The following is an 11,808-nucleotide window of genomic DNA, read 5'->3' on the forward strand; positions in this document are numbered from 1 at the left end:
CGCTAAAGCTACGCTTTTCAAGCCCAATTAAGGGCTTGCGCCTGGAGAGGTTTTAGGCCGAGACGGCGTGGCGGAGCTCGCCATGGCGCTCGCGGAACAGCTTGTCCTCCCAGGCCAGCGCGTGCGCCGCGATGGTCTCGAGGTCCTCAAATTGCGGTTTCCAGTCGAGCAGGCCGCGGATGCGGCTGGTGTCGGCCACCATGGTCATGATGTCGCCGGGCCGCCGCGGGGCGTATTGCACGGCGAAGCTGCGGCCCGACACCCGCCGCACGGCGTCGATGGTTTCGAGCACCGAATAGCCGCGGCCATAGCCGCAGTTCAGCGTGGTCGAGGCACCGCCATTGCGCAGGTAAGCCAGCGCCGAGCGATGCGCCTGCGAAAGATCCGTCACGTGGATGAAGTCGCGGATGCAGCTGCCGTCCTGGGTCGGGTAGTCGGTGCCGAACACGTCGATCTTGGCGCGCTGGCCGGTCGCGGCTTCCACCGCGATCTTGAGCAGATGCGTGGCGCCGGCGGTGGCGAGGCCAATGCGGGCCTGCGGGTCGGCACCGGCGACGTTGAAATAGCGGAGCACGACGTACTGCATGCCGTAGGCGGCGGCGACATCGTGCAACATGATCTCGGTCATCAGCTTCGACGAACCGTAGGGCGACAGCGGCCGCGTCGGCGCGTGCTCGGGCACCGGCACCTGGTCCGGATTGCCGTAGACGGCGGCGGTCGAGGAGAAGATGAAGCGGCTGATGCCGCGCTTGACCGCGACGTTGAGCAGGTTGCGCGCGGTCATAAAATTGTTGCGGTAGTAGCCGAGCGGATCGCGCATCGACTCCGGCACGACCACCGAGCCGGCGAAATGGATGATGCTCTCGATGCTGTGCTGGGCGATCACACCCTCGAGTAAATTCTCGTCGCCGGCATCGCCAATGAACAGCGGCACGCCTTCGGGCAAGTAAGCGGAGAAGCCGGTGGAGAGATCGTCGATCACGACGACGTCCTCGCCGGCTTCCGCCAGCGCGAGGACCGTGTGACTTCCGATATAGCCGGCGCCGCCGGTGACTAGCACAGTCATGATCTCACCCGTCTTCGATCAACGCACCAAGTTAACGTTTGCGCAGTGAAGAGGGGGTTTCGGCAGCCCTGAACTGGTCACTATGCTTAATGTTGCGTATAGGGAGCGCACCAGACGGAGCATGACGTGGCGAATTTCCCGGACGATCTGCAGGTGATCGTACCAAATCTGCACAGGCGCTATTCCGGGGTCACCGCGACCAACCGGATGGTGGCGCCGCGGCTGGCAAAACTCTATCGCGCCGCATGGTTCGGATCGGACGCGCCGGAGGGGATTGTGCGGCTGGGCGCCGCCGATGTCCTGAAACTGTGGCGCCGCAAGTCGCCGCTGATCTGGCATGCGCGCCGCAACAACGAGATGATCGCAGGCGTCGTGCTGCGCGCGCTCGGCTGGCCGCTCAAGCTCGTCTTCACCTCGGCGGCGCAGCGGCATCACAGCTGGATCACGCGTTGGCTGATCCGGCAGATGGACGCGATCATCGCGACGTCAGACATCTCGGCCTCGTTTCTCAAAGTGCAATCGACCGTGATCCCGCATGGCGTAGACACCGATGTCTATGCGCCGCCAGCAGATCGCGCCGCCGCGTTCGCGGAAAGCGGCTTGCCGGGCCGTTACGCCATCGGCTGCTTCGGCCGCGTGCGTGCGCAGAAGGGCACCGATGTGTTCGTCGATGCGATGTGCCGATTGCTGCCGCGCTATCCGGATTTCACGGCAGTCATCGTCGGACAAGTCACGGCCGAGCAGACGCCGTTTGCGAATGATCTGAAGAAGCGCATCGAAGCAGCGGGCCTCCAATCGCGCATCGTCATCACCGGCGAATTGCCGATCGAGGATGTGCAGCGCTGGTATCAGCGGCTGACGATCTACGCCTTCACCTCGCGCAACGAAGGCTTTGGCCTGACGTTGATCGAGGCGATGGCCGCCGGCAGCGCGCTGGTCGCTGCGCGCGCCGGTGCGGCCGAACTCGTGGTCGAGGATGGCGTGAGCGGCGTGCTGATCCCGACCGGTGATGCGGAGGCGCTGATGGCTGCGCTCGAGCCGCTGATGCGCGACGTGGCTCTCGCGACCGCGATGGGCGAGCGCGGTCGCGAGCGCGTGCTCGAAAAGTTCAGCCTCGATGCCGAGGCGGCACGGATCGGCGAGGTCTATCGTCCGCTGCTCTGAGCGAGCGCCATCGCGACAGCAGATCGAAAACGCGAAAACAACCCCATGCACAGTAGCGGGGGGCGGCAAAATCAACGGCTTGCCGGGCGCGCGCGATGCAAATGCGGATTTTGCGAATTTTGGTTGACGCGTCGGGCAAAACACCTCTAGAGTGCCAACATCACGAACCGTCGACAAATTCAAACTGGCCACTGAGGCCCGCCGCATTACAGCCCTCTACCCCCGCCTGATCCGCGCCAGCACCTCTTTCACGAACGCGTCGAGGTCGCCGCCTGGAAAGAGAAAGCCCGGCAGCCCGAGCGCCTTGCCGGCCTCGATGTCCCGGGGCTGATCTCCGATTACGAAGCTGCCGTCGAGCTGCACGGGCCAGTGCTGGACGAGATCGCGCAACATGCCGGGCGCGGGCTTGCGCCAGTCATGCTCGGCGATGTAGCCGGCGACTGTTCCTTGCGGATGATACGGACAGAAGCGGATGTCATCGACACGAGCGCCTTCGCGGGCGAGCTCGTCGCGCATCCAGCCGTGCAGCCGGTTCACGTCCTCTTCGGTGAAGAGGCCGCGCGCGACGCCGGACTGGTTGGTGAAGACGAACACCCAATAGCCGGCCTCATTGAGACGGCGGATGGCTCTGGCGACGTTGGGCATCCAGCGGATGCGGTCTCGCGTGCCGATATAGCTATCGTCATGGTTGATGACGCCGTCGCGATCGAGGAATGCGGCGGGCTTCGCTGCGCGGCCGTCAGACATTTGCAAGTCCCTGCGTCCTGGCAAGCACGTCTCTTGCGATCTCGACCACGTCCTGTGCCGTGATGTCACGCATGCAGCGGTGGTCGTTCATCTTGCAGATCGTGCTCTGGCAGGGCTGGCAGGCGAGCGCGCTCTTGGTCTGGACCACGGTCGCGGCGAGGCCGTTGAGGGGCGCCCAGAGAGAGGGGCTGGTCGGGCCGAAGATGCCCATGGTGGGCGTGTCGAGCGCGGCCGCGATATGCATCAGGCCCGAGTCGTTGGAGATCGCGACGCCGGCCGCGGCCATGGCGAGGACGCCGTTGCGCAGATCGTTACCGGTGAGATCCCTCACCCCCGCGCCACCGGCCGCGACGATCTCCTGGGCGAGGCCCTTTTCTGCGGGGCCGCCGACCACCCAGACCTCGAGCCCACGCTCGACCAGCAGGCGGGCAGCCTCCGGATAGGAGGTCCAGCGTTTTGACGCCCCGACCGAGCCGGGGGCGAGCGCCACGGCGGCACCGGTGCTGAGACCATTGGCCTGCCGCCAACCGGCGATCTCCTCGGCCGGCACCCGCAATTGCGGCACCGGCCATTCCGGGGGCAGGGGCGCGCCGTCGGGCTGGGCCAGCGCGGCGTTCTTGTCGATGAAGCGGGGCAGCTTCTTCTCGCCCCAGCGCCAGCGGTTGAGCAGGCCGAACCTGAATTCGCCGACGAAGCCGACCCTTTCAGGGATGCCGGCCAGCGCCGGTGCAATGGCCGCCTTCCAGGTCCGCGGCAGCACCAGGGCGGTGCCGTAGTTCCGCTCGCGCAGGAGCCGCGCCAGGCCGAGCTGGCGGCCGACGGCGAGGCGGCTGCGGGGCAGGTCGCAGACGAGCCCAGCGCGCACGCCGGGCATGTAGTCGATCAGGGGGGCGCACAGGGACGTGGTCAGGAGATCGACCGGCCGATTCGGCCATCGCTCCTTCAGCACCCTGACAACGGTGTGATTCCGGACGAAATCGCCGATCCACATATAGGGGACAATCAGGATCGGGCTTGTGTCGCTCCGATCCTCAGTTCCGCCAAATTGTGAATCTATATTCATTCGTTAATTGTGCCGCGGGCGCTCTGATGTGGCGGTTCGGTTAGCCGCTCCCGGCCGGCAGGTAAAGCCGCAGAAGTGGGGTCCCAAAATGCTTACACTTTGGCAGATGATGCGCTAGGGCAGGTATCGGGGCCGCAAAAATCGGGCAGGGTGATTGGAATGTTGCTGGTGACCGGCGGGGCCGGTTTTATCGGATCGAATGTCGTCGCGGCGCTGAACGACGCCGGCCGCAGCGACATCGTGGTCTGCGATCTCCTCGGTAGCGACGGCAAATGGCGCAATCTCGCCAAGCGGCAACTTGTGGATATCGTTCCCCCGGCCGAGCTTCCTGACTGGCTGAAGGGCCGCAAGCTCGATGCCGTGATCCATCTCGGGGCGATTTCCGAGACCACCGCGACCGACGGCGACCTCGTGATCGAGACCAATTTCCGCTTCTCGATGCGCCTGCTTGACTGGTGTACGGCCAATGCGGTGCCGCTGATCTACGCGTCGTCGGCTGCGACCTATGGTGACGGCGCGGAAGGTTTTGACGACGATGCCTCGCTGCCGGCGCTGAAGAAGCTGCGGCCGATGAATCTCTACGGCTGGAGCAAGCAGCTGTTCGATCTCGCGGTCGCCGAGCGCGTCGCGCGCGGCGAGAGGCTGCCGCCGCAATGGTCGGGCCTGAAATTCTTCAATGTGTTCGGCCCGAACGAATACCACAAGGGCACGATGATGAGCGTGCTGGCGCGCCGCTTCGACGACGTCAAGGCGGGCCGCGTCGTGCAGCTGTTCAAGTCGCATCGCGATGGCATCGCCGACGGCGACCAGCGCCGCGATTTCATCTATGTCGACGACGTCGTGCGCGTGATCCTGTGGCTGCTGGCGACGCCATCGGTGTCGGGGCTGTTCAATGTCGGCACCGGCAAGGCGCGCAGCTTCCGGGAGCTGATGCTGGCTGCCTATGCCGCGCTCGGCACCAGGCCCAATATCGACTATGTCGACATGCCCGAGCAGATCCGCGGCAGCTATCAATATTTCACCGAGAGCAAGGTCGATCGTCTCCGCCGCGCCGGCTATAACGGCGGCTTCACGACGCTCGAGGACGCGGTGAAGGCCTATGTCGCCGATTATCTCGACCGGCCCGACCGTTTCCGTTAAGGCCCCAAGGATCTGAGGCCCAATCACCATGCCGACGCCCATTCTCGATTTCGATGCCCTCGGGCAAGCTATCTCCAGCCGTACCGTGCTCTGCATCGGCGACGTCATGCTGGACGAGTTTGTCTATGGCGAGGTGTCGCGGATTTCGCCGGAAGCCCCGACGCCCGTCATCGCGGCCCAGCGCAGCGAGATCCATATCGGCGGCGCCGGCAACGTCGCGCGCAATATCGCCTCGCTCGGCGCGCGCTGCATCTTCGTCGGCCTTGTCGGCGAGGACGATGCAGGGGCGCGGCTCAAGGCCGCGCTGGCGGACCATGCCGGCATCGAGAGCGTGCTGGTGTGCGACCCGTCGCGGCCGACCACGCGAAAAGTCCGCTTCGTCTCCGAGCACTTTTCCACGCATATGCTGCGGGCGGATTGGGAGCAGGCGATAGCGGCCTCCGACGAGGTCGAGACCAGGCTGATCGAGGCGATCCTGCCACAGATCGCGCGCGCCGACATCGTGCTGCTGTCCGACTACGCCAAGGGCGTGCTGACCGCGCGCGTGATCCGCCACACCATCGACGCCGCGCGAAAGCTCGGCAAGCCCGTGATCGTCGATCCCAAGAGCCTGAACTGGGCGATCTATCGCGGCGCCACGTTGCTCACGCCCAACCGCAAGGAATTTTCGGAAGCCACCCGCAGCCGCGCCGACACGGTGCAGAGCATCGTCGATGCCTCGGAAGACGTGATGCGGCTGGCCGATTGCGAGGCGATCCTGGTCACCCAGGGTGAGCACGGCATGACGCTGGTGCCGCGCAAGGGTGAAGCCGTCCATGTTCCGGCTTTCCCGGTGAAGGTGCGCGACGTCTCCGGCGCCGGCGACACCGTGGCCGCCGCGCTCGCGGTCTCGATCGCGGCGGGCGCGGATTGGGACACGGCGCTGCGCTTGGCGAGTGCGGCCGCCGCCGTCGCTGTCGGCAAGCAGGGCACCGCCAGCGTAAGCGCCGACGAACTGCGGCGGAAGATCCTGCCGCATGCCACTCTCGCGGCCGAGGAGAAGGTCGTGAGCGCGCCTGATACGCTCGAGGCCCGGCTCGCCGAATGGAAGGGGCAGGGGCTGCGCGTCGGCTTCACCAATGGCTGCTTCGACATCCTGCATCCCGGCCACGTCAAGGTGCTGACCGCGGCGCGCGCCGCCTGCGACCGCCTGATCGTCGGGCTGAACAGCGACGCCTCGGTGCGGCGGCTGAAGGGCGCGGATCGCCCGGTCCAGGACGAGCGGGCGCGTGCCGAAGTGCTGGCCGCGCTCGAAGCCGTCGATCTCGTCGTGATCTTCGAGCAGGACACGCCGATCGACCTGATCGCGCGCATCACGCCGAGTGTGCTGGTCAAAGGCGGCGATTACACCCGCGAGCAGGTGGTCGGCCACGAGGTCGTCGAGGCCGCGGGCGGCACGGTCGTGCTGGTCGACATCCTCAAGGGCTTCAGCACGACGGCGCTGGTCCATCGCGCGCGCGGAGAGACGAAGTGACGGAGCTCGTGCGGGACACGATGTGGGGGACGACGCTGCGGCGCTTGCGCAGTCCGGCGGCATGGTCCGAGACGGTCGACCTGTTTGCCATCCTGACCGCGGCCTCGCTGCCGTGGTCGACGTCGCTGGCGGCCATCTTCAACGTCACGATGCTGATTTGCATGGTGCCGTTTCTCGACGTCAGGGACTTCCTTCAGTCGCTGAAGCGACCGGTCTGCGCACTGCCGATCGCCCTGTTCCTGCTCGCGCTCGTCGGCACGCTGTGGTCAGGGGCGCCTTGGGGAGCGCGGCTCTACGCCGTGAACCCGACGACGAAGCTGCTCGTGCTCCCGGTCCTGATCTATCATTTCGAACGCTCGTCGCGCGGGCACCTTGTGTTCATCGCATTTCTGGTTTCCTGTGCGCTGCTCTCAGTGATGTCCTGGCTCGTGGTTTTCCATCCCACGTTCTCCCTGAAGCCGCCTGACGAACCCAACTCGCGCGGCATCTTCGTGAAGAACTACATCGACCAGAGCCAGGAGTTCACGCTGTGCGCGGTCGCGCTCGCGTTTCCGATCGTGAAGCTGCTGCAGCAGAACAGGGTCTGGCTGGCCGGGCTGCTGGCGGCGGTCGCGCTCAGCTTCTTCGTCAACATGGCCTTTGTAGTAATCTCGCGCACCGCACTCGTGACCGTACCGATCATGCTGGCGGTGTTCGGGCTGCTGCATTTGAAATGGCGCAGCATCCTGATCATCTTCGCAGCTCTCGTAGCCCTCGCCGCGCTGACGTGGAAGACCTCGTCGACGCTGCACAACACGATTGAAACATTCTCCGTTCAGTACGAGCTCTACAAGGACAAGGGCATCCCGACATCGATCGGACTTCGGCTCGAGTTCTGGCGCAAATCGCTGGGTTTCTTTGCCGAGGCGCCGGTCGTCGGTCATGGAACCGGCTCGACGCGCGGCCTGTTCGAGCTGGCTGCGACCGGCGGCCCCTACCAGGCCTCAAGCGAGGTGATCGGTAATCCCCATAACCAGACGCTGAACGTGGCCGTGCAATGGGGCGTTGTCGGCATCATCATCCTGTATGCGATGTGGGCGGTGCATCTCCTCCTGTTCCGCGGCGACGCGCTCGCCAGCTGGATCGGCTTGCTGGTCGTTGTCCAGAACGTATTCACCTCGCTGTTCAATTCCCATCTTTTCGACTTCCATGAAGGGTGGATGTACGTGCTCGGTGTCGGTGTGGCCGGCGGCATGGTGCTCAATTCGCGCCGGAACGGCCGCAGCCCGGGAGAAGCCCGCGCCTGAGCTTCGGAGCGCTGGCAAGTCCCGGCGAGATGCGCTATCAGCGCGGTCAGGTTGTATGCAGCATTGGAGATATTCGGCCGCAGATGACGCGTCTTTCGCATCTTACCTTGCGTAACTTCCTGATCGCGCTTCACGACCTGGTGGCGACGGCCGCGGCCCTGTTCGTTGCGTTCTATCTGCGCTTCGAGGGTGGCGCGGGCTTCACGGCCCGCCTGCCGCTGCTGCTGCAGATACTGCCATATTTCCTCGCCTTCAGCGTGGTCGTCTTCTACGTCTTCAACCTGACGACCACGAAGTGGCGCTTCATCTCGCTGCCTGATGCGCTCAACATCATCCGCGTCGCCACGGTGCTCACCGTCGCCCTTCTCGTGCTCGACTATGTCTTTGTCGCGCCGAACGTGCACGGCACCTTCTTTCTCGGCAAGATCACCATCGTCCTTTACTGGTTCCTGGAAATCTCCGCGCTGAGCGCGCTGCGGCTGACCTACCGCTATTTCCGCTATACCCGCGTGATGCATCACGTCAGGACCGAAAATGCCGCGACGACGCTCCTGATCGGGCGCGCTGCCGATGCCGAGGTCGTGCTGCGCGGCGTCGAGAGCGGCGCCATCAAGCACCTCCGTCCGGTCGGGGTGCTGTCGCCGTCCCGGGCCGATCTCGGCCAGCTGATCCGCAACGTGCCGGTCGTCGGCGCGATCGACGACATCGAGGACGTTATCGCCAGCTTCGCCAAGCGCAACAAATCGATCGCCCGGGTGGTGATGACACCCTCGGCCTTCGAGCCGGAATCGCATCCCGAATCCGTGCTGATGCGGTCGCGGCGGCTTGGCCTGATCGTCAGCCGCCTGCCGTCACTCGAGCAGGGGGATATGCCGCGGCTCACCTCGGTTGCGGTCGAGGACCTGCTGCTGCGGCCGAGCGAGACGATCGACTACGTGCGGCTGGAAGCCCTGATCAGGGACAAAAGCGTCATCGTCACCGGCGGTGGCGGCTCGATCGGCTCGGAGATCTGCGAGCGCGTGGTTGCGTTCGGCGCGGCGCGTCTTCTGATCGTCGAGAATTCGGAGCCGGCCCTTTATGCGGTCACCGAGGCGCTCGTTGCGCGCGGTTCCGGCGCCGAGATCGAAGGCCGGATCGCCGATATCCGCGACCGCGAGCGCATCACGCGTCTGATGGCGGAGTTCAAGCCGGACATCGTGTTCCATGCCGCCGCGCTCAAGCACGTTCCGATCCTGGAGCGGGATTGGAGCGAGGGCGTCAAGACCAACATCTTCGGTTCGATCAACGTGGCCGATGCCGCGCTTGCGGCAGGCGCCGAGGCCATGGTGATGATCTCGACCGACAAGGCGATCGAGCCGGTCTCGATGCTCGGCCTGACCAAGCGATTCGCCGAGATGTATTGCCAGGCGCTCGACCACGACCTCGTGGCGCAGGCCGGCGGCAGCAGGCCGGCGATGCGCTTCATCTCGGTCCGGTTCGGCAATGTGCTGGCCTCGAACGGGTCGGTGGTGCCGAAATTCAAGGCGCAGATCGAGGCCGGCGGTCCTGTCACCGTGACGCATCCCGACATGGTCCGCTATTTCATGACGATCCGCGAGGCCTGCGATCTCGTCATCACGGCCGCCACCCACGCGCTCGGCGCCAAGCGTTTCGACGTTTCGGTCTACGTGCTGAACATGGGCCAGCCGGTGAAGATCGTCGATCTGGCGGAACGGATGATCCGGCTGTCCGGTTTGCAGCCCGGCCACGACGTCGAGATCGTGTTCAGCGGCATGAGGCCGGGCGAGCGGCTGAACGAGATCCTGTTCGCCTCCGAGGAGCCGACCGTCGATATCGGGGTCGCAGGCGTCATGGCGGCAAAGCCGAACGAGCCGCCGATGCAGACGTTGCGCAAATGGATATCCGCGCTCGAGCTCGCCATCGCGCACGATGATCGCGCCACGATCAGGACCATCCTGAAGGATGCGGTTCCGGAGTTCGGCCTCAACGCGAGCGCTGCATCCTGAGGGACGCCGGCGAGCGGAGCTGAAAGATCCGCCGGGCAAAGCGCAGGAAGAACGCGGCGTCGACGAACGGCGCGTTCAGATGCTGCCGGCGCGACCGCAGGCATTCCAGATTGGCGCGCAAGGTCACGCGCCAGCCACTGGTGCTGATGCCGCCCATCTGGAAATCGGCGATGACGCGCGGAAGGTAGGCGACCCTGTAGTCGTTCAGCGCCAGAGCACGCAGCATGTAATCGTAGTCGGCGGTCGTGACGTAGCTCAGATCGTAGTCGCCGACCGTCTCGGCGACCTGGCGCCGCATGTAGAACGTCGGATGCGGCGGGACCCAGCCGAGCTGAAACGAGTAGCGACCGTAGTGTCCGCCACGCCAGGCACGCACGAGGGTCTTGGATTGGTGATCGGTGACCATGTCGAGGTCGCCATAGACGACATCGGCCTGCTCCAGCGCCGCCGCGATCGTCGCCAGCGCGCTGTTGTCGTGGAACGTGTCGTCCGAATTGAGGAAGCCGATCGCGTCGCCCTTGAACAGATGCAGCCCCTTGTTCATGGCGTCGTAGACACCCTTGTCGGGCTCGGAGATCACGCGGATCTCGCTGGAGCCGAACGACTCCACGATCTTCAGCGTCGCATCCTTTGAGGCACCGTCGACCACCAGCATCTCCTTGTCGGGATGCGTCTGGGCGAGGAAGGATTCGATGGTGGCGCCGATCGTCGCCTGGGAGTTGTAGCTGGCCGTGATGACGCTGATCTTCATTCCGGATCCGTGATGCTACGCGCCGGAGATTATAGGAAATAACCCCGAGGGTTGATAGATCGGCGCAGAAGTCGCGGTGCTTCCGTGCCGGACCTGTGAACGCTTATTCACGCGCTGCGATCGGAGCCGAGCCGTGCGCGGCTTTCTCCGCGCTGAGGATCCAGACCAGGCCGCCGAACGCGCCGACGATGAAGGAGACCGCGCCGAACAGCAGCGAGACGTTGACGCCTTCGTTGGCGGCCAACCCTGCGAAACCGAAGGCCAGCCCCATGCTGGCCTCGCGCACGCCCCAGCCGGCGATCGAGATCGGCATCAGCGTGATCAGCATCACCGGCGGCACCAGCAGGAAGACCTGCACGAAGCTGACCGGCGCTGCGATCGACTGCACCACGCACCAGGCGATGACGACGGCAAGCACGTGAACCAGCAGCGACAGGATCGCGATAACAGGTCCGCGCGTGCGGTTGAAGATCACGCGGTTGGCGATCACCGCGCAGGCGTGGATGTGGTGGGTGGCCCACCACGCCTTCAGCCACGACCATTTCAGCGCGCCGAAGATCAGGAAGCCGATGCCGCCGGCGAGTGCGGCGAAGTCGACGAGCAGCAGCGCCGAGCGGCCGTGCGGATCGGCGATGAGCGTGTAGCTCCAGGGCAGGCTCGCGACGATGAGGACGGCCAGCGCGACCAGGCCGATCGCGCGATCGACGAAGATCGAATAGGTCGCCGCGCGCCATCCGGCGCCGGTGCGCGCCACCAGCCATAGCCGGACCGCATCGCCGCCGATTGCGGACGGCAGGGTCTGGTTGAAGAAGGAGCCGATCACGTTGTAGCGCATCGCGCGGCCGAGCTCGAGCGGCGCACCGCATGCGGCGCTGACCTCGCGCCAGCGCAGCACGCCGACGAAGATTTGCAGGAACGTCACCGCGATCGCCATGCCGATCCAGAACAGGCTGGTCGCGGTGAAGCGCGAGAGCAGCTCGGTCAGATCGACCTTGCGCAGCGCCAGATAGAGCAGCGCCGCGGAGATCAGGATTTTGGTCGTCGACAGAAGGATTCGGCGCATCTCGCCCGC

General features: G+C 65.2%; 10 protein-coding genes. 5 read left to right on the top strand and 5 right to left on the bottom strand.

Annotated elements, in window-relative coordinates:
* Positions 1 to 52 precede the first annotated feature (52 nt).
* On the bottom strand, positions 53 to 1,066 hold the full coding sequence (gene galE, locus FXB38_RS13140) for a UDP-glucose 4-epimerase GalE (RefSeq protein WP_148751273.1): 1,014 nt from the start codon (positions 1,064 to 1,066) through the stop codon (positions 53 to 55).
* A 126-nt stretch (positions 1,067 to 1,192) separates the two neighbouring features.
* Between galE and FXB38_RS13145 the strand changes: the two genes are divergently transcribed.
* Entirely contained in the window at positions 1,193 to 2,230 is a 1,038-nt protein-coding gene (locus tag FXB38_RS13145; RefSeq protein ID WP_148751274.1) for a glycosyltransferase family 4 protein, read from the top strand.
* A 216-nt stretch (positions 2,231 to 2,446) separates the two neighbouring features.
* Here the strand turns inward: FXB38_RS13145 and FXB38_RS13150 are convergent, their stop codons facing one another.
* Positions 2,447 to 2,977 (bottom strand): D-glycero-alpha-D-manno-heptose-1,7-bisphosphate 7-phosphatase, encoded by a 531-nt coding sequence (locus FXB38_RS13150; RefSeq protein WP_148751275.1) that lies wholly within the window; start codon positions 2,975 to 2,977, stop codon positions 2,447 to 2,449.
* Positions 2,970 to 4,040 (bottom strand): lipopolysaccharide heptosyltransferase II, encoded by a 1,071-nt coding sequence (waaF, locus tag FXB38_RS13155; RefSeq protein ID WP_148751276.1) that lies wholly within the window; start codon positions 4,038 to 4,040, stop codon positions 2,970 to 2,972. The genes FXB38_RS13150 and waaF overlap by 8 nt, the downstream gene beginning before the upstream one ends.
* 159 nt (positions 4,041 to 4,199) lie before the next feature.
* Here waaF and rfaD point away from each other — a divergent pair, with 159 nt between their 5' ends.
* From rfaD to FXB38_RS13175, 4 genes are all read left to right on the top strand, one after another.
* The gene (rfaD, locus tag FXB38_RS13160; protein ID WP_148751277.1) at positions 4,200 to 5,180 is read left to right on the top strand and encodes an ADP-glyceromanno-heptose 6-epimerase; all 981 of its coding nucleotides are present in this window, start codon (positions 4,200 to 4,202) and stop codon (positions 5,178 to 5,180) included.
* Positions 5,181 to 5,208: 28 nt separating this feature from the next.
* Positions 5,209 to 6,693, top strand: coding sequence for a D-glycero-beta-D-manno-heptose-7-phosphate kinase (gene rfaE1 / locus FXB38_RS13165; protein WP_148751278.1), 1,485 nt, complete (start codon positions 5,209 to 5,211; stop codon positions 6,691 to 6,693).
* Complete coding sequence (locus tag FXB38_RS13170; protein ID WP_246229862.1) at positions 6,690 to 7,979, top strand: O-antigen ligase family protein; 1,290 nt, start codon at positions 6,690 to 6,692, stop codon at positions 7,977 to 7,979. The genes rfaE1 and FXB38_RS13170 overlap by 4 nt, the downstream gene beginning before the upstream one ends.
* 83 nt (positions 7,980 to 8,062) lie before the next feature.
* Positions 8,063 to 9,985 carry an SDR family NAD(P)-dependent oxidoreductase gene (locus tag FXB38_RS13175; protein WP_187434841.1) on the top strand — a complete coding sequence of 641 codons (1,923 nt, stop codon included), beginning with the start codon at positions 8,063 to 8,065 and terminating at the stop codon, positions 9,983 to 9,985.
* Here FXB38_RS13175 and FXB38_RS13180 read toward each other — a convergent pair.
* Both FXB38_RS13180 and FXB38_RS13185 read right to left on the bottom strand, forming a co-directional pair.
* Complete coding sequence (locus FXB38_RS13180; protein ID WP_148751280.1) at positions 9,963 to 10,736, bottom strand: glycosyltransferase family 2 protein; 774 nt, start codon at positions 10,734 to 10,736, stop codon at positions 9,963 to 9,965. The genes FXB38_RS13175 and FXB38_RS13180 overlap by 23 nt on opposite strands.
* Before the next feature lie 103 nt (positions 10,737 to 10,839).
* Positions 10,840 to 11,799 (bottom strand): lysylphosphatidylglycerol synthase transmembrane domain-containing protein, encoded by a 960-nt coding sequence (locus tag FXB38_RS13185; RefSeq protein WP_148751281.1) that lies wholly within the window; start codon positions 11,797 to 11,799, stop codon positions 10,840 to 10,842.
* Positions 11,800 to 11,808: the final 9 nt, after the last annotated feature.

The organism is Bradyrhizobium cytisi, assembly GCF_008123515.1.
Classification (GTDB): domain Bacteria; phylum Pseudomonadota; class Alphaproteobacteria; order Rhizobiales; family Xanthobacteraceae; genus Bradyrhizobium; species Bradyrhizobium cytisi.

Excerpts from the sequence above, each read along its gene's own strand:
- galE (WP_148751273.1), bottom strand. The coding sequence starts at position 1,066 with ATGACTGTGCTAGTCACCGGCGGCGCCGGCTATATCGGAAGTCACACG.
- FXB38_RS13150 (WP_148751275.1), bottom strand. The coding sequence starts at position 2,977 with ATGTCTGACGGCCGCGCAGCGAAGCCCGCCGCATTCCTCGATCGCGAC.
- waaF (WP_148751276.1), bottom strand. The coding sequence starts at position 4,040 with ATGAATATAGATTCACAATTTGGCGGAACTGAGGATCGGAGCGACACA.
- rfaD (WP_148751277.1), top strand. The coding sequence starts at position 4,200 with ATGTTGCTGGTGACCGGCGGGGCCGGTTTTATCGGATCGAATGTCGTC.
- rfaE1 (WP_148751278.1), top strand. The coding sequence starts at position 5,209 with ATGCCGACGCCCATTCTCGATTTCGATGCCCTCGGGCAAGCTATCTCC.
- FXB38_RS13175 (WP_187434841.1), top strand. The coding sequence starts at position 8,063 with ATGACGCGTCTTTCGCATCTTACCTTGCGTAACTTCCTGATCGCGCTT.
- FXB38_RS13180 (WP_148751280.1), bottom strand. The coding sequence starts at position 10,736 with ATGAAGATCAGCGTCATCACGGCCAGCTACAACTCCCAGGCGACGATC.
- FXB38_RS13185 (WP_148751281.1), bottom strand. The coding sequence starts at position 11,799 with ATGCGCCGAATCCTTCTGTCGACGACCAAAATCCTGATCTCCGCGGCG.